The organism is Mesorhizobium helmanticense (assembly GCF_003034915.1).
GTDB lineage: Bacteria > Pseudomonadota > Alphaproteobacteria > Rhizobiales > Rhizobiaceae > Mesorhizobium > Mesorhizobium helmanticense.
The window spans coordinates 155922-173073 of the sequence record NZ_PZJX01000003.1 but is presented as its reverse complement, the minus strand read 5'-3'; the positions used below and the strand labels follow the sequence as shown (position 1 = coordinate 173073).

19 protein-coding genes are annotated in these 17152 nt (G+C 61.7%); 4 read left to right on the top strand and 15 right to left on the bottom strand.

Annotated elements, in window-relative coordinates:
- Window positions 1-2: 2 nt before the first annotated feature.
- Entirely contained in the window at window positions 3-326 is a 324-nt protein-coding gene (locus C9427_RS01500) for a TfoX/Sxy family protein (RefSeq protein WP_107647458.1), read from the bottom strand.
- Between the two features lie 90 nt (window positions 327-416).
- On the opposite strand from C9427_RS01500, the gene C9427_RS01495 reads away from it, so the two are divergent.
- Entirely contained in the window at window positions 417-914 is a 498-nt protein-coding gene (locus tag C9427_RS01495; protein WP_107647457.1) for a GFA family protein, read from the top strand.
- Window positions 915-926: 12 nt separating this feature from the next.
- On the opposite strand, the gene C9427_RS01490 is transcribed toward C9427_RS01495, so the two are convergent.
- The 9 genes from C9427_RS01490 to C9427_RS01450 form a co-directional block, all read right to left on the bottom strand.
- Window positions 927-1445, bottom strand: a complete 519-nt coding sequence (locus C9427_RS01490) for a DUF2199 domain-containing protein (RefSeq protein ID WP_107647456.1) — start codon at window positions 1443-1445, stop codon at window positions 927-929.
- 9 nt (window positions 1446-1454) lie between these two features.
- Window positions 1455-1841 carry a Fe-S cluster assembly scaffold SufA gene (sufA, locus tag C9427_RS01485; protein WP_107647557.1) on the bottom strand — a complete coding sequence of 129 codons (387 nt, stop codon included), beginning with the start codon at window positions 1839-1841 and terminating at the stop codon, window positions 1455-1457.
- Between the two features lie 92 nt (window positions 1842-1933).
- A complete protein-coding gene (locus tag C9427_RS01480) occupies window positions 1934-2326 on the bottom strand; it encodes an SUF system Fe-S cluster assembly protein (protein ID WP_107647556.1) in 393 nt (130 codons plus the stop codon).
- Window positions 2327-2331: 5 nt separating this feature from the next.
- Window positions 2332-3573 (bottom strand): cysteine desulfurase, encoded by a 1242-nt coding sequence (locus C9427_RS01475; RefSeq protein ID WP_107647455.1) that lies wholly within the window; start codon window positions 3571-3573, stop codon window positions 2332-2334.
- A 140-nt stretch (window positions 3574-3713) separates the two neighbouring features.
- Window positions 3714-4982, bottom strand: a complete 1269-nt coding sequence (gene sufD / locus C9427_RS01470) for a Fe-S cluster assembly protein SufD (protein WP_107647555.1) — start codon at window positions 4980-4982, stop codon at window positions 3714-3716.
- 25 nt (window positions 4983-5007) lie between these two features.
- Window positions 5008-5763 (bottom strand): Fe-S cluster assembly ATPase SufC, encoded by a 756-nt coding sequence (gene sufC / locus C9427_RS01465; RefSeq protein WP_107647454.1) that lies wholly within the window; start codon window positions 5761-5763, stop codon window positions 5008-5010.
- Between the two features lie 33 nt (window positions 5764-5796).
- Window positions 5797-6237, bottom strand: coding sequence for a hypothetical protein (locus tag C9427_RS01460; RefSeq protein WP_107647453.1), 441 nt, complete (start codon window positions 6235-6237; stop codon window positions 5797-5799).
- Window positions 6234-7751 carry a Fe-S cluster assembly protein SufB gene (sufB, locus tag C9427_RS01455; protein WP_107647452.1) on the bottom strand — a complete coding sequence of 506 codons (1518 nt, stop codon included), beginning with the start codon at window positions 7749-7751 and terminating at the stop codon, window positions 6234-6236. The genes C9427_RS01460 and sufB overlap by 4 nt, the downstream gene beginning before the upstream one ends.
- Window positions 7752-7995: 244 nt before the next feature.
- Window positions 7996-9159, bottom strand: coding sequence for a cysteine desulfurase family protein (locus tag C9427_RS01450; protein ID WP_107647451.1), 1164 nt, complete (start codon window positions 9157-9159; stop codon window positions 7996-7998).
- A gap of 238 nt (window positions 9160-9397) precedes the next feature.
- Here C9427_RS01450 and C9427_RS01445 point away from each other — a divergent pair, with 238 nt between their 5' ends.
- Complete coding sequence (locus tag C9427_RS01445) at window positions 9398-10072, top strand: alpha/beta hydrolase (protein ID WP_006332791.1); 675 nt, start codon at window positions 9398-9400, stop codon at window positions 10070-10072.
- A gap of 12 nt (window positions 10073-10084) precedes the next feature.
- Window positions 10085-10783 carry an FMN-binding negative transcriptional regulator gene (locus C9427_RS01440; protein ID WP_107647450.1) on the top strand — a complete coding sequence of 233 codons (699 nt, stop codon included), beginning with the start codon at window positions 10085-10087 and terminating at the stop codon, window positions 10781-10783.
- Window positions 10784-10789: 6 nt separating this feature from the next.
- Here C9427_RS01440 and C9427_RS01435 read toward each other — a convergent pair whose 3' ends face one another.
- The 5 genes from C9427_RS01435 to C9427_RS01415 all read right to left on the bottom strand — a co-directional run bounded on the left by C9427_RS01435 (window position 10790) and on the right by C9427_RS01415 (window position 15327).
- Complete coding sequence (locus tag C9427_RS01435) at window positions 10790-11509, bottom strand: phosphatase PAP2 family protein (protein WP_245436947.1); 720 nt, start codon at window positions 11507-11509, stop codon at window positions 10790-10792.
- A 191-nt stretch (window positions 11510-11700) separates the two neighbouring features.
- Complete coding sequence (locus tag C9427_RS01430; protein ID WP_245436946.1) at window positions 11701-12399, bottom strand: phosphatase PAP2 family protein; 699 nt, start codon at window positions 12397-12399, stop codon at window positions 11701-11703.
- A 198-nt stretch (window positions 12400-12597) separates the two neighbouring features.
- Entirely contained in the window at window positions 12598-14235 is a 1638-nt protein-coding gene (locus tag C9427_RS01425; protein ID WP_107647447.1) for an ArnT family glycosyltransferase, read from the bottom strand.
- Window positions 14236-14273: 38 nt separating this feature from the next.
- Window positions 14274-14606 carry a lipid-A-disaccharide synthase N-terminal domain-containing protein gene (locus C9427_RS01420; RefSeq protein WP_107647446.1) on the bottom strand — a complete coding sequence of 111 codons (333 nt, stop codon included), beginning with the start codon at window positions 14604-14606 and terminating at the stop codon, window positions 14274-14276.
- On the bottom strand, window positions 14599-15327 hold the full coding sequence (locus C9427_RS01415) for a glycosyltransferase family 2 protein (RefSeq protein ID WP_107647445.1): 729 nt from the start codon (window positions 15325-15327) through the stop codon (window positions 14599-14601). The genes C9427_RS01420 and C9427_RS01415 overlap by 8 nt, the downstream gene beginning before the upstream one ends.
- 266 nt (window positions 15328-15593) lie before the next feature.
- On the opposite strand from C9427_RS01415, the gene tyrS reads away from it, so the two are divergent.
- Window positions 15594-16847 carry a tyrosine--tRNA ligase gene (gene tyrS, locus C9427_RS01410; RefSeq protein WP_107647444.1) on the top strand — a complete coding sequence of 418 codons (1254 nt, stop codon included), beginning with the start codon at window positions 15594-15596 and terminating at the stop codon, window positions 16845-16847.
- Window positions 16848-17152 lie beyond the last annotated feature (305 nt).

Below are 17152 nucleotides of genomic sequence, written 5' to 3'. Positions count from 1 at the left end.
GCCTATTTGCCAGCCCGCAGCCCGGCCTCATAGGCCCGGCGCGCCCAGACGGCCATCTCGTCGGGGTCGTCGAAGGCGCTGTCTGGAATACTCCAATAAGGCATGGACACGAGCTTGCCGTGCCGCGAGCCGGTATAGGTCCATTGCCGGCAGCCGGCAGCTTCAAAATCGGGAGCACTCTCAACGTCCGCCTTCAGCAACAGCTCGCCGCGCAGCACGATCGCGACGATGACGCCGTCGAAATAGATGCCCTTGCCGCCGAACAGCTTGCGTATGCTGACCGGGCCGAGCCCTTCGAAAAGTTCGGCGATGCGTTCATTGTCCATATCGTGATCATGTCATCCGGATTTGGCCTTGTCATCGCCGCAACCAAAACCATGCTGACAGGTTGAGAGCCAATTCGTCGGAGTTTTGTCATGCCGCTTCTGCTCAAGGGATCCTGCCGCTGCAATGCCGTCCGCTTCGAGGTGGAAAGCCACACGCCGGTGCCGTTCATGCTGTGCTATTGCTCGATCTGCCGCAAGCAGCAGGGCGGCGGCGGCTTCGCCATCAATCTCGGCGCCGACTATGAGACGCTGAAGATAACCGGCAAGCGCAATCTCGGCGTCTACCGGGCGCAGATCGAGGACGACGAGCATCCGCAATGCGAGATCTCGTCAGGCGAGCGCAATTTCTGCAGGAAATGCGGGTCCGCGCTCTGGCTCTACGATCCGACCTGGCCGGAGCTGGTGCATCCCTTCGCCTCGGCGATCGACACAGACCTGCCGAAACCGGCGGAGAAGGTGCACCTGATGCTGAAGTACAAGGCGAACTGGGTCGAGCCGGACATTGGCAGGAAGGACAAGAGCTTTGACGTCTATCCCCAAGAGACGATCGCCGATTGGCACAAGCGAACGGGGATGTGGGTGGATTAGTTGCTCCTGGCCCTAGGTCCGGTGCGAAAGAGCAACCCAGCGTTCGATCTGAGTCACATCCACCCCATTGCGTTGGGCCGAGACCAAGGGATGATCTGCGTCATGCAGAAACACCTTCGGACGATCACTGCCAGGTTGGAACACAACATTGGCATGCAGCAGCAACGAGCCCGGATACTCAGGAATGTCGTGCATCAGATACCCAAAACACAGCTCGTCTTCATACTGGCCGCTGTCATATCCATCTCGGTAGACTTTCCAGCTTCTTTCCGAGACAGACATCCATACGCCGAAACAGAACTCGTCGGGCAGTTGAGGGACGGGCAAAGGCAGCAAGCAACGAATGAACCGATCCGTCTTGCCTGATGCATAGCGCACCTCGCAGAAATCATCATTCTGTCGGAAGCTCGATCGAGCGGCATCGTCGAGCGCATCCGGGGTCACCGGAACACCGAACGCCATGTCCATCGGAAGGCCGGTATTCTCTTCACCACAGCAGGCACACCGCCAGCGATATGCCTCCGCGCTCATCGTTCGGCGCTAAGCAGCGCTTGTCGCGCGCGCCTCGGCCAGAGCCTTCAAATCGGCCGGCTTCAGTTCGACTGATTCGCCACAGCCACAGGCCGAGCTCTGGTTCGGGTTCCTGAAGGTGAAGCCCGTGCGCAGCGTCGTCTGCTCGAAATCCATCTCGGTGCCGAACAGGAAAAGTGCTGCCTCCGGCGCGACATAGACATGGGCGCCATCACGCTCGATATGGTCGTCCTTGGTGTTGGGCTCGGTCACCAGGTCGACCGTATATTCCATGCCGGCGCAGCCGCCCTTCTTGATGCCGAGGCGGATGCCATGCGCGCTTTCCCGCGTAGCGACGATCTCGCGTACCCGGTCGGCAGCCTTTTCGGTCATCGTGATGACGGCGAAGCGTCCCATGTTTTCCTTCTCCATTCCGTGCAGGTTCAAGGCCTGCCGAATGATTCCTCACCTAAAATGGTGAAGTTTTCTACCCGGCGCAAGTGCGCCCATTAATACCAACCCACCGCGACCTGCGCCTCTTCCGACATGCGGTCGGGCGACCAGGGCGGGTCGAAGGTCATGTTGACCTCGACGCCGGAAACGCCTTCGACGGCGCCGACGGCGTTTTCCACCCAGCCGGGCATTTCGCCGGCCACCGGGCAGCCGGGCGCGGTCAGCGTCATGTCGATCTTGACCGAACGGTCGTCCTCGATGTCGATCTTGTAGATAAGGCCGAGCTCGTAGATGTCGGCCGGAATTTCCGGGTCATAGACCGTCTTCAGCGCCGAGACGATGTCGTCGGTCAGCCGCGCCAGTTCGTCGGCGGGAATGGCCGAGGCGGAAACCAGCGGATTGACTGCTGCTTCCGGTACCGTCTCTGTGGTTTGGCTCGCATCATCCATGGGCGTCATCCAAAAAACTTGCGCGCTTTTTCGAGCGCATCGGCCAAAGCGTCGACTTCGGCCCTGGTATTATACATGCCGAACGATGCCCTGCATGTGGAGGTTACGCCAAAACGTTTCAACAGCGGCTGGGCGCAATGGGTGCCCGCGCGGACCGCTACGCCTTGCCGGTCGATCACCATCGATACGTCATGGGCATGAATGCCTTGCAATTCGAAGGAGATGATGGCGCCCTTGCCCGGCGCATCGCCGAAGATGCGCAGCGAGTTGATGCTTCTCAGCCGCTCATGGGCATAGACCTTCAAATCGGCCTCGTGCGCGGCGATGCGCTCGCGGCCGATCTTTTCCATGTAGTCGAGCGCCGCACCCAGGCCGATCGCCTGGACGATCGGCGGCGTACCGGCCTCGAAACGATGCGGCGGCTCGTTGTAGGTGACGATGTCTTCCGTCACTTCCTCGATCATCTCGCCGCCGCCCATGAACGGGCGCATGCCCGAGAGGATATCCTTCTTGCCGTAGAGCACGCCAATGCCCGACGGGCCGTAGACCTTGTGGCCGGTGAAGACGAAGAAATCGCAGTCGAGATCCTGCACGTCGATCGGCATATGCACGGCGCTCTGGCTGCCGTCGACCAGCACCGGGATGCCGCGCGCGTGCGCGATGCGCACGATCTCCTTGATCGGCGTCACCGTGCCCAGCGCATTCGACATCTGGGTGATGGCGACCAGCCTGGTGCGATCGGTCAGCCGCTTTTCGAATTCCTCGATGTGGAAAACGCCGAGGTCGTCGACCGGCACCCAGACGAGTTTGGCGCCCTGCCGCTCGCGGATGAAATGCCAGGGCACGATGTTGGAATGATGCTCCATGATCGACAGCACGATCTCGTCGCCCTCGCCGATATTGGGCATGCCATAGCCATAGGCGACCGTGTTGATCGCCGAAGTGGTGTTGGAGGTGAAGACGATGTTGTCGGTGCTGGGCGCGTTGAGGAAACGGCGCACCGTCTCGCGCGCCTTTTCATAGGCATCGGTCGCGGCATTGGACAGGAAATGCAGGCCGCGATGGACGTTGGCGTATTCCTGAGAATAGGCATGCTGGATGGCGTCGAGCACCGCCTGAGGCTTCTGCGCCGAGGCGCCATTGTCGAGATAGACCAGCGGTTTTCCATAGACTTCGCGCGACAGAATCGGAAAGTCGCGGCGGATCGCCTCGACGTCGTAGGGAATGTTTTCGACTTTCTGGTCCATCACAAGCTCTTCCGAGGCACCGCCTCATTCCTTCCAACACCCCTCGTCCGTCTCGGCACTGCGCGCCGATCCACCACCCGGGGCGAGTCACTCGCCTCGCCCGCCCTTCGGGCCCCACAAGGGGAGAAGGTCAGGTGCGCCTACCCGTGCGTGGCGAACCATCCGTCGAGCCTTGTCTCCAGGGCTTCGACGATCGCCTCGTCGTCCAGTTCCTCGATCACCTCGGCAACGAAGGCCTTCACCAGCAGGCCACGCGCCGATTTCACGTCGATGCCGCGCGCCATCAGGTAGAACAGATGGTTGTGGTCGATCTCGGTGACCGTCGCGCCATGGCCGCAGACGACGTCGTCGGCGAAGATCTCGAGTTCCGGCTTGGTCGAGAACTCGCCATCATCTGACAGAAGCAGCGTGTTGCAGGCCATCTTGGCGTTGGTCTTCTGCGCATATTGGTGGACGTTGATGCGCCCCTGGAACACGCCGCGCGCCTTGCCCGTCACCACATTGCGGATCACCTCGGTCGAAGTCGTATGCGGCACAGCATGATCGAGCACCATGGTCACATCCGTATGGGTATCGCCGGCGAGCAGATTGATGCCGCGCAGCGTGAAATCGGCGCCCTCGCCTGTCGTCCTGACCACGATCTCCTGGCGCACGAGCTTGCCGCCGGCGTTCATCACGAACAGCGTCAGTTTCGCATCCTTGCCGAGATGCGCCTTGAACTGGGCAAGATGGGTCGCCGTATCCGGCTGCTCCTGCACGATCAGCCATGTCACTTCGGCGCCATCACCAAGCACAAGCTGACTGACCGAACTGACCAGTGCCGCGCCCTCGCCCGTCTGACGCTCGACAATGACAGCCTTGGCGCCGGCGCCGGCGCGCGTCAGCAGCCGCACATGCGTCTGGCCGCCGGCCTGCAGGTTCTGCAGTTCGACCGGCTTTTCCAGCTCGGCGCCGTCGGCGATATCGACGAAATAACCGTCGGCGACGAAAGCGGTATTCAGCGCACCGATGGCGTCATCGGCGCCATAGGGATCGAGCCTGGGTGCGACGCTGCCATCGGTCAGTTTCTCCGACAGGCGCTGGACAGTCACGCCCTCGATAGCGGGAAGCTTGGCGCTCGACACGCCGTTCAGCACCGGCAGAATGGCGGAGCCTTCAACGATCGGCGCAATGGCTTTCGCGGCGGCCGCCGGATCGAAGTCCGGCACCACGTTCAGCAGTCGGCGCAAATCGGTGTAGTGCCAGGATTCGATGCGCCGCGTCGGCAGGCCGTGCTTGATCGCCTCGATAGCGTCGTCGCGCTTCAGCATCACCGCGCCGTCGCCAGGCAGCAGCGACAGCCGCTCGCCGAAGGCGTCGATCAGCGCCGTTTCGGCCGGGGTCCGCTGGGGTTGAGTGTGCATATTCATCAGTATCGCCTTGCCTTCTGGCATCTCACGCGGCTTGCCCGATCACGCCGGCATAGCCATTGGCTTCGAGGTCGAGCGCCAGCGACTTGTCGCCGGACTTGATGACCTGGCCCTTGTAGAGCACGTGCACAGAGTCCGGCACGATGTGTTCGAGCAGGCGCTGGTAGTGGGTGATGACGACGATGGCACGTTCTGGCGAGCGCAGGGCGTTGACGCCGTCCGAGACGATCTTCAGCGCATCGATATCGAGGCCGGAATCGGTCTCGTCGAGCACGCAGAGCTTCGGCTCCAGCAGTTTCATCTGCAGGATTTCGGCGCGCTTCTTCTCACCACCGGAAAAGCCGACATTGAGCGGCCGCTTCAGCATCGCCATGTCCATGTTGAGCGAGCCGGCGGCATCCTTCACCCGCTTCAGGAATTCCGGGATCTTCAGCGGTTCCTCGCCGCGCGCCTTGCGCTGCTCGTTCATCGCCACTTTCAGGAATTCCATCGTCGCCACGCCCGGTATCTCCATCGGGTACTGGAAGGCGAGGAAGATGCCCGCGGTCGCGCGCTCGGCCGGATCCATTTCGAGGATCGACTGGCCGTTGTAGAGGATGTCGCCTTCAGTGACCTCATAGTCCTCGCGGCCGGCGAGGATGTAGGACAACGTCGATTTGCCTGAGCCGTTGGGGCCCATGATGGCAGCGACCTCGCCGGCTTTCACCGTCAGATTCAAGCCGCGGATGATCTCGGTGCCGTCATCGACGATGCGGGCATGCAGGTTTCTGATCTCAAGCATTTTTCGTTCCAATATCAAGAATCCACCAGTTTTTTACTTTCTCTCTACCGCTTCATCGGGCCAATCTGGACTGATCTGTGCTCCGGTAGAAATGATGCCCAAGTACCAGCCAACAAGCTTCACCGCACCAGGCAGGTCTTTCTGGAGGATGGCATCTGTCGCCATGCCGGCATTCTCGGCGAGCAGGCGATCGTTTACACCTACAACGTACTCCGTATCCCCGTGCTTGGCTGGGAACACCGTGAGCACAACCTTGTTGTTAAAAGACACGGACGTGCCAATCGACACTTCAGCAGGGACGACCGCGAAAACCGCATTGTTCGATAGCGCAGCCGAAAGCGCCGACCGGAATCGATCATTGCTTTCGATCAACCGGTTTCGGACCGCCGAGTAGACAGAAGTCTGCTTGAGTGCGAGTTCCTTTCCTTCAGCGAAGGCGGCGTCAAATGACACTTTGAGTTGAGATCCACTCACCCCACGCTCCCCTCGAGGCTAATCCCAATCAGCTTCTGCGCCTCGACCGCGAATTCCATCGGTAGCTGCTGGATGACGTCCTTGACGAAGCCGTTGACGATCAGCGCGATCGCTTCCTCTTCCGGGATGCCGCGCTGCATGACGTAGAATTTCTGGTCCTCGGAAATCTTCGACGTCGTCGCTTCGTGCTCGAACTGCGCCGTCGAGTTCTTGGCTTCCATGTAGGGCACCGTGTGCGCGCCGCATTGGTCGCCGATCAAAAGCGAGTCACAGTTGGTGAAGTTGCGGGCATTGGTTGCCTTGCGATGCGCCGAGACCTGGCCGCGATAGGTGTTCTGCGAGAAGCCGGCGGCGATGCCCTTGGAGATGATGCGGCTCGACGTGTTCTTGCCCAAATGGATCATCTTGGTGCCGCTATCGACCTGCTGGTAGCCGTTCGACACGGCGATCGAATAGAACTCGCCGGAGGAATCGTCGCCGCGCAGGATGCAGCTCGGATATTTCCAGGTGATCGCCGAACCGGTCTCGACCTGCGTCCACGAGATCTTCGAACGGTCGCCACGGCAGTCGCCGCGCTTGGTGACGAAATTGTAGATGCCGCCCTTGCCCTCGGCGTCGCCGGGGTACCAGTTTTGCACCGTCGAATATTTGATCTCGGCATCGTCGAGCGCAACCAGTTCGACCACCGCGGCATGAAGCTGGTTCTCGTCGCGCTGCGGCGCTGTGCAGCCTTCGAGGTAGGAGACGTAGGCCCCCTCCTCGGCGATGATCAGCGTGCGCTCGAACTGGCCGGTGTTCTTTTCGTTCATGCGGAAATAGGTCGACAGTTCCATCGGGCAACGCACGCCCTTGGGCACGAAGACGAAGGAGCCGTCGGTGAACACGGCCGAATTCAGCGTGGCGTAGAAATTGTCGGAGGTCGGCACGACCGAACCGAGATATTTCCGCACCAGTTCCGGATGCTCGCGGATCGCCTCCGAGATCGAGCAGAAGATGACGCCAGCCTGCGCCAGTTCCTTCTTGAAGGTGGTGACGACGGAGACGGAATCGAACACGGCGTCGACGGCGACGCGGCCCGATTTGTAGACATTGTCGCTGGCTTCCTCGAATTCCGACACGTCGGTCTTCTGCACGCCGGCGAGTATCTCCTGCTCCTTCAGCGGAATGCCGAGCTTTTCATAGACCTTCAGCAGTTCGGGATCGACGTCGCTGAGCGAAGTCGGGCCCGGCGTGCTCTTGGGCGCCGCGTAATAGTAGATGTCCTGGAAATCGATCTTCGGGTAATGGACGCGCGCCCAGGTCGGCTCGTCCAGCGTCAGCCAGCGCCGATAGGCTTCCAGACGCCATTCCAGCATCCAGGACGGCTCGTCCTTCTTCGCCGAAATGAAACGGATGATGTCTTCGCTCAGGCCCTTGGGGGCCTTGTCGACAGCGATTTCGGTCTGGAATCCATATTTATATTGGTCGACGTCGATCTTTCGGACCCGATCGATCGTGTCCTGCACAGCAGGCATATGCGTTCTCCATCCACGCCGGGGTCAAGGCCCGGCAGTTTTCAAACTATGGCACCGCTGAGGAGCAGCCATTGGCGCTCCGAGACGGCGTAAGTTCCATATAGTGCGCTTCCGCCGGAAATTCACCCGGCCACCATGAAACGCACGGCTCTACCAGACCGAAAGGCCCGCATTCCTTTTTTCCTTGAGCGTCGAATTCTCCGAAAACCGCTTCGCACTTTTCGGTTCGATGCTCCAACCGCCCTCAAGCAGCTCTTTCCCTGTCCGCCCTGCGCGATGCGATCCCTGCCAACGCCGTCCGGAACAGTTTGATGTCCTCGGCGCCGGTTGCGTGGCCAATGGACACGCGCAGCGCGCCAAGGCTGTCGCCAAAACCCATGGCCTTCAGCACATGGCTTGGGCCAACCTTGCCCGACGAACAGGCCGAACCAGCCGACAGCGCCACGCCGGCGAGATCAAAGGCGATCTGCGCCGTCTCGGCCTTGATGCCGGGAATAGCGAAGAATGTCGTATTGGCAAGCCTCGGCGCACCGGTTCCAAAGATTTCCACGTCCGGCACCAACATTTTCAGGATGGCCTCGACCTCATCGCGACGGCGAGCGACCGCATCGATGCTTTGCAATCCGTTCAAGGCTTCCCGCGCCGCCGCGCCAAAGCCGACGATGCCGGCGAGGTTTTCGGTGCCGCCGCGATGGCCCTTTTCCTGGCCGCCGCCATTGATCAAGGGCCGGGGCATCATCAAGTCCGCCGCGGCAACGATGGCGCCGACGCCCTTGGGGCCGCCGATCTTGTGCGAGGACAGAATCAAGTAATCCGCATAACCCGCTGACATGTCGATCGGAATGCGGCCCGCTGCCTGTACGGCGTCGACGATCAGGATGCCACCCGCCGCCTTGACGATTTCGGCGATGCGGCCGATGGGCTGGATGACGCCGGTCTCGTTGTTGGCGGCGTGGATCGCCACCAGCGGCAAGCCGTCGGCCTTATCATGGCCCCTGAGCGCTGCCAGCAAGGCTGCGAGATCGACGATGCCGTTGGCGTCAACGCCGATGCGCGTCACCTGGGCAGCCGGGAAGTGCCCGCCATTCAGGATGCAGGGATGGTCGGCTGCCGAGACATAGAGCCGGCTCATGCGCACGGTGCCGCGGCCCATCCGCCAGTCCGCCGTCAGCAGTGTCGAAGCGGCTTCCGTCGCACCGGAGGTGAACACGACATGCTCGGGTCTGGCATTAACGAGAGCGGCGACGTCGCGCCTTGCATTCTCGATCAGCCGCAGTGCAGCACGGCCTTCGGCATGGACCGACGACGGGTTGGCGGCGACATCGAGCGCGGCAATCATTGCGTCGCGCGCAGCGGACAGCAGCGGCGCGCTGGCATTGTAGTCGAGATAGGCGCGAGTTGCGGCCATTTTCCGTCAATTGGTCCTGTCAAAAGCCATTCGCCAACGATAGCGCGTTATTTCCTTGAAATTGCAAGGCAAGCCGTCCTATTTACCCGGCTTGCGGCGCGGGCGGCCGAGCCAGCAGGTTTTGGCCACCCAGTTTTGAACAATTCTAAACTAGCTTCTAAGAAGACGCTCGCCCTGCGTCAAGGCCACAGGAAGAGTGTTCCGGGCGCCGCGCATTTTATGCCAATTGGAGTATTTTATGCCTGAGGTCATTTTCACCGGTCCGGCCGGCCGCCTGGAGGGCCGCTACCAGCCCTCCAAGGAAAAGAGCGCGCCGATTGCCATCGTGCTGCATCCGCATCCGCAGTTCGGCGGCACGATGAACAACAAGATCGTCTACGACCTCTTCTACATGTTCCAGAAGCGGGATTTCACCACGCTTCGCTTCAATTTCCGCGGCATTGGCCGCAGCCAGGGCGAATTCGACCACGGCACCGGCGAATTGTCGGACGCGGCGGCGGCGCTCGACTGGGTGCAGTCGCTGCATCCGGATTCCAAGAGCTGCTGGGTCGCCGGTTATTCGTTCGGCTCATGGATCGGCATGCAGCTTCTGATGCGCCGTCCCGAGATCGAAGGCTTCATCTCGATCGCGCCGCAGCCCAACACCTACGATTTCTCATTCCTGGCGCCCTGCCCGTCGTCAGGCCTCATCATCCATGGCGATGCCGACAAGGTGGCGCCGCCCAAGGACGTGCAGGGACTGGTCGACAAGCTGCACACGCAAAAGGGCATCACCATCACCCAGAAAACCTTGCCCGGCGCCAACCATTTCTTCTCCAATGACGCGGAGCTCCTGCTCGAGGAATGCGCGGACTATCTCGATCGTCGGCTTGCCGGTGAGTTGTCCGACCCACGGCCGAAGCGGTTGAGATAGAAGCGGAACCCGATGTACCAGCCTCCTCATTTCCAGGAGACGCGGCAGGAGATCCTGCACGGGCTGGTACGGGCGCATCCGCTTGGGCTGCTGATCTCCAATGGCGCCCAGGGGGGCGCCGAAGGGCCGATCGCCAATGCGATCCCCTTCCTGCTCGATGCCCCCTCTCTGCCCAACGCAGATGTGCCGCCGAAGGGCAGGCTGCGCGCGCATCTGGCCAAGGCCAACCCGCAGTGGCGCCTGCTGGCCGACAATCCTCTCTCGCCCGTGCTGGTCGTCTTCCAGGGCGCCGATGCCTATGTGACGCCGTCCTGGTATGAGACCAAGCGCGAGACGGGCAAGGTCGTGCCGACCTGGAATTACGCCATCGTCCAGGTGCGCGGCATGGTCAGGGTGATCGAGGACGGGGATTGGCTGGCGCAGCAGATTTCCGATCTGACAGTGTCGCAGGAAGGCGGACGTGAAGCGCCCTGGGCCGTGACCGATGCGCCGCCGGCCTTCATCCAGTCGCAGATCAAGGGCATTATAGGGCTGGAGATCGAGATCTCCGATATCAGCGGCAAGTGGAAGGTCAGCCAGAACCGGCCAGCCGCCGACCGCATCGGTGTCGCCGAGGGGCTGGAGAGCGAAGGTACGACCGCCGGCGAAGGTTCGACCGCAAGCGATATGGCCCGCATGGTGCGATCCTGGGGCGGACTGGATAGCAAGTAGCGCCTCTCAGGGACTGGCTGCCTCGGTGTAAAGCATCCGTGGCGGGCTGCTTGCCGGCTTCCGCCCGGTCGCGAGCAGCCTGAATGTCTTTTTGCGGACCGGCAACCCCGCCGCCGTCTGCCGGAAGATAAAGCCTAGCCGGGCAAAGACCAGCGCAGTGCCGACCGTGCAGGCGATGCCGAGGCCGAAGCCGGCGATCGTATCGCTTGGATAGTGTGCGCCGACCACAATCCGCGTCGCCGCAATCCACATGGTGAGGGGCAAAACGACGTATTTCCCCCATGCCGGTGAAAGAAGAAACACCACGGCCGCAAGCATGCCCACATTCGTTGCGTGGCCGGACGGGAAACTGGCGAAATACGGGTCGAACTCGAACGGGCGGAACGAGAGCAACCCCATGTCCATGACTGGACGGCTGCGGCCGAATACGTGCTTCAAGACCGTCACCGTCAGCCCCGACAAACCGGCTGCGCTCAGCACGAAGAAGGCAAAGCAGGTCCAGTTGTATGCGACCATGCGCCAACGCCTGGAAAGAGCGCGCCAGTCGAGCAGATTGGCCGGCACGAACAGCACCAGTGGCGGGATGAGATACCAGCCGCCCAAACCGAAACTGGTAAAACCGTTGGCGACCGCGACAAAGCCGTTTGGCCAGCGGTCCCGCCAAGTGACGGCAATACCGTCCAGGAAAACCATGCTGGCAGCGGTCAGAAGCAGATAGACGCCCACCCAGATGGGCCAGGGCAATTGCGGATAATTGGCCGGACGTGCGGCAAAGCGCCTTCGCACGATCCTGAAAGTATCACGAAAATTGCCGAGAGACCGACGAAGCATGAGAAGCAGGGCCACAGCCAGAAAAGTGCGATCTTACGAGCGTTTGGGGCTCGAAGCCATCCTCGAAAACGTATCGGATGGCGGCGCTATTGGGTGGCTTCAAGCCCGAAATCTGCTTGTTGCGCGGCGCCGGAACGATCCGGCTTCCGGCTTGACCACAGCAGCCGAAACGTCGTCTTGCGAACCGGCAATCCGACCGTGGTCCGGCGGAAGATGAATCCAAGCCGGGCGAAGACCAGCGCGCAAGCGACGGCGATGGCGCAACCAAGACCGAAGCCGGCGACGGTGTCGCTCGGATAGTGCGCGCCGACAAAGATGCGGGTCGATGCTACCCACAAGGCAAATGCCAATGCGATGTATTTGCGTTGCGGGAACAAGAGCAGCACGATCGCGAACACAGCGCCCATATTCGTGGCATGGCCGGAAGGGAAGCTGGCGAAGCGCGCATCCATGGCGAAAGGATGCAGCGACAAGTCGCCGAGGTTATTGAAATAGACCGGCCTCGCCCGGCCAATGCCATATTTCAATAAATTGACGGCCAACCCGGCAAGGCCAACGGCACTCAGCATCAGAAAAGCAAGGCAAGTCCAGTTGTAGAGGAGCATCAGCGATCGCCTGGAAAGGCTGCGCCAGTCCGTCAGATTTGCGGCCACAAGCAGCAGCGCCGACGGAATGAGGTACCAGCCGCCCAGGCCAAAGACAGTAAAAAAGTCGGTGAGATCGATGAAGCCTGTGGGCCACCGCCCCCAGGACATCCCTGCCTCAGCGTCGAAACGGATCAGCACCGCTATGGTCAGCAAAAGCCAGGCCACGGTCCAGACCGACCACAGGATCTGTGGATAGTGCGCGGGACGGGTGACAAGGCGCTTTGCCACGAGCTGGGCGGTGTCACGGAAATTGTCGACAGACAGACGGAGCACAGCAGTCGCAGGCACCGGAGACCTCACCAGCATGCCAAGCTCGAAGCGATCATCGAAAGGCGGTTATTTCGCGATACGATAGAGACCGAGCGACAGTCTGTCTCCTGACGAATAGTTGATGCCGTCGATCCGGGCGACGCGGCTCGCCGACTGCCCTGCCAGAAGGCCGTCCAGCTTTTTTTCTTCTCCGATCGGCGCCAGCGCCAGCGCGCAGGCAGGATCGGCAAGCAGATGTTGTGCAGCCCCATCGACATCGGTCAGGATCGTGTTCGTGCCTACCAAAAATACCAGGCTTGGTTCGTGATAGTCCGCGGAGGCGAGCACCGTCGTCTCACAGGGACGATTCGCACGAACCGCAGCCTCAATCTGAGGACTCATCCAAATCGGTTTCAATGACGGCGCGATGACACCGAACAGCAAAGCATAGGCAATGCCCGCACAAATCGTGACTGCCGCGATGCGACCGAGCGGCACTTGCAGTTGCCTGGAGAAGCCGAGATAGCCGGCCGCGAGTGCCGCGGCGGCAGCCGGAATGCTCCACCACGAGAAGGTGCCGGCAAAGTGGATGGGCGCGGCCACGCAGAGAACGGCAAGGCCCGCCGTGACCAGCACGAAGCCAAAGGCGGTCGCCCACCATAGCCAATTCTGCCAGCGCCTGAGCGGCGCATTCGCCTCTTGCGGCTGCAACGTCAAAAGCCAACCGACCAGCAGCGCCATGCCGGGATAGGCCGGCAGGACATAATGCGGCAGTTTGGTGGGGATCAGTTCGAACAAAAGCCAGAACGGGATATACCAGGCGAGGCAGAAACGGAGCCGGGGATCATCGCGCAGACGATTGAGGGCCTGAAGCCCGGCGCCGACGGCAATCAGGCCGAAGGGCCACATGAACAGCGAATAGGTCAGCATGTAGAAGCCGGGCGGAAGCCCATGCGATTCCTCGCCCTGCGCGACCTTGCCGAGCATATCCTTGCCGACGGCCTGCTGCAGGAAAGCGCCGCTGCTTTTCCAGGTGATGAGGATGAGCCAGGGCAGCACGATCAGCAGCACCAGGGCGAGCCCCCGCGCGGCCTTCAACTTCGACAGCCAGCGCCAGTCCCGCTCGAAGGCGAACAGCACGACGACGGTCAGCGCCGACAGCAGCGGCGCGATCGGTCCCTTGATGAGGATCGCCGCGCCCTGGGCCGCCCAGAAAATCCATGGCAGATGGCTGGCAACGGCCTCTTTGCGGCGTGAGGCCACATAGATCTGCGCCAGTGCGCCCTGCGCCAGCACGCAGCAGGCCAGCAGCATCGCGTCGGTCTTGGCGTCACGCCCCTCGAAAGCGGTCGCGAAGATCGCGGCCATCACCAGGCCGGCGGCCAGGCCGGCGCTGGTTCCGAAAAGATTGGCGCCCGTCCAGGCGATCGCCGCGACAGCGATGGCGATGCCCAAGGCGGAGACCAGGCGGTACACCCAGATCGGCGCTTCGGCGCCCTTGCCGCTCAGCGCGACGGCCGCCGATTGCAGCCAGTAGATGCCGATCGGCTTCTGGTAGCGCGAGGCCTGCTGAAAGCGGATGTCGACATAGTCGCCGGTCTCGACCATCTGCTTGGTGGCCTGGACGAAACGCGGCTCGTCGCGGTCGAGCGGCGGCATGGTCGCCAGCCCACAAACCGTCATCAGCAGGCTGAACAGGAAGAGAAAGAGGATGTTCCTGCTCATTCGGCCACCGATTTGCTTGCCCTGACGAGACGGATTTCTCAGTCGACCTTGCTCATCGCCGCCTTGCGCTCATTGGCGATCAGCCAAAGATTGCGGATGTAGATGAACAAGCCTAGGGCCTGACCGGCGATGAACACCGGATCCTGGCGCTGGATTGCATAGACCAGCAGCAGACCGCCGCCACCCAGCGAAAAGAACCAGAAGGCGATCGGCACGACGCTGCGCTTGGCTTTTTCCGACGCGATCCACTGCACCACGAAGCGCATGGAGAAGAAGAACTGCGCGACGAAGCCGAGCAGAACCCAGGCGTCGAACTGCTTGACGAAAACCTGATGGAACCAGGTCGCCAATTCCTGAAACACGTTAGCCATGCCTGATTTCCTCTGCCTTGGGCATTCCGCGGCGGCGCCGGCGCAGCCACCAGACGCCGACGAGATCGAGCGCGCCCTGCAGGCCGCGGTCGAAAATGCCGTAGTTCGACTTGCCGTGGCGGCGCGAGCGGTCGACGACGTCGCAATGAACGACGCGATATCCTTCCTGGATGACCAGCGCCGGAACGAAGCGGTGGGTGCCGTCGAAGAACGGCAACTTCCTGAGGATATCCGTATGGACCGCCTTCAGGCCGCAGCCGGTGTCGCGGGTCTCGTCATGCAGGATCGCGCTTCTCAGCCAGTTGGCGAAACGCGAAGCCAGTTGCTTGATCTTGCTGTCGCGGCGTTTCAGGCGCTGTCCCTGCGCCGCACCGAACTCGGGGCCGGCCTGCCGCAACGCGTCGACCAGCATCGGTATGTATTGCGGGTCGTTCTGGCCGTCGCCATCGATCGTGGCGACGATCCCGCCACGCGCCGCCCAGGCGCCCGAGCGCACCGAAAGCGACTGGCCGGCGGATTTCTGGTGCTTGAGATGACGCAGCGGAAATGGGCGAAGCGCTGCCTCGGCGGCGAGCACCGCTTCTGTCTCGTCGGTCGAACCGTCGTTGACGACGATCACCTCGAAGTCGCGCCCAGCCATCGCGGCGCCGATCTCGTCGAGCAGGAGCGGCAGGTTCGCCGCCTCGTTCCTGCAAGGAATGACGATGGATATCTCCGGCATGTCGCGTCGGGGCTCTGTCACAGGATATGGCATTTGGTGGATGCCGTGCGGTGCCGTTCCAGCGGGCGAAGGCTGCAAGGACCCGTTGGCGCGGCGCCTCATTACGCCAGCCGAAACGATGACGCAAGCATTCGCGTCCGTCATCGCAGACGACATGCGTGCGAGCCGCAAAGCCGGTTTTCACTTTTGCTCATCGCGCTTGAGTGCTAAACGCCCGCCTTCAATACCCGGGCCACACACGGCCGGGCGCTTTCGGGAAAGAAAAAATGTCCGCCTTCAAATCCGATTTCCTGCGCATCATGAGCGAGCGCGGTTTCATCCACCAGATTTCGGATGAGGCCGGCCTCGACCAGCTTTTCGCCAGGGAGACGGTGACCGCCTATGTCGGCTACGACGCGACGGCGACCAGCCTGCATATCGGCAATCTGATTTCGGCGACGATGCTCTACTGGCTGCAGGAGACGGGCCACCGGCCGATCGTCCTGATGGGCGGCGGCACCTCGATGATCGGCGATCCTTCCTTCCGCGACGACCAGCGCCAGCTTTTGACGCCCGAGGCGATCACCGCCAACATCGAGGGCATCAAACGCATCTTCGGCCGCATCCTGCGTTTCGGCGATGGTCCCAGCGAGGCGATCATGGTCAACAATGCGAACTGGCTGATGAAGCTCAACTATGTCGAGTTCCTGCGTGACGTCGGCCGGCATTTCTCGGTCAACCGCATGCTAACCTTCGACAGCGTCAAGCTGAGACTCGAGCGCGAGCAATCGCTGTCGTTCCTCGAATTCAACTACATGATCCTGCAGGGCTATGATTTCGTCGAGCTCAGCAAGCGCTACGGCTGCCGGCTGCAGATGGGCGGCTCGGACCAGTGGGGCAACATTATCAACGGCGTCGATCTCGGCCACCGCATGGGCACGCCGCAGCTTTACGCCCTGACCACGCCGCTGCTGACGACATCGTCGGGCGCGAAGATGGGCAAATCGGCCAAGGGCGCGGTGTGGCTGAACGGCGATCTCTTCTCGCCCTATGATTTTTGGCAGTACTGGCGCAACACCGAGGACGCCGACGTCGAGCGCTTCCTGAAGATATTCACCCGCTTGCCGCTGGCCGAGATCGCGCGGCTCGCCGCGCTTGGCGGTTCCGAGATCAACGAAGCCAAGAAGGTTCTGGCCACGGAAACGACGGCCATCGTGCACGGCCGCGAGGCCGCGCAACAAGCCGAGGAAACCGCGCGCAAGACGTTCGAGGAAGGCGCGCTCGCCGAAACGCTGCCGACCGTCGAGGTTGGCCGGGCCGATCTCGAAAGCGGGATCGGCATCTTGTCGCTGCTCGTCACCGCCGGCCTTGCCGCGTCCAACGGCGAGGCGCGGCGGCATATCCAGGGCGGCGCGGTGCGGTTGAACGATCAGCCGGTGTCAGACGACCGCAAGCTGGTGACGCATCAGGATATTAGTCCCGAACAGGTTGCAAAGCTGTCGCTCGGCAAGAAGAAGCATGTGCTGGTGCGGCCGGTCTGACGAGAGCCAGATCCGTCTCGATAGAAACTTAATCAGCTAGCTGCGGCCAGTGGCCGAGATGGCTGGAATATTGCCATTCGTCTCATCGGAACGAGCAGGTAGCGCCGAGCGGCCAACCTGCGGTGGACATTGAACTATAGCGTCTGATACCGAACCTCTGCGAAAATGAGCCCTGAGCCGCGTGTCGCAGATTGCGTCACAGGTTCCTTTGTCGCGCGGCGTCGTTTTTGATACTATGGCGGGACGCTCAGTGAGGGCATCAGCGCATGGTAGATAGTGACCGAACCGGGTCGCATCCAAACGCA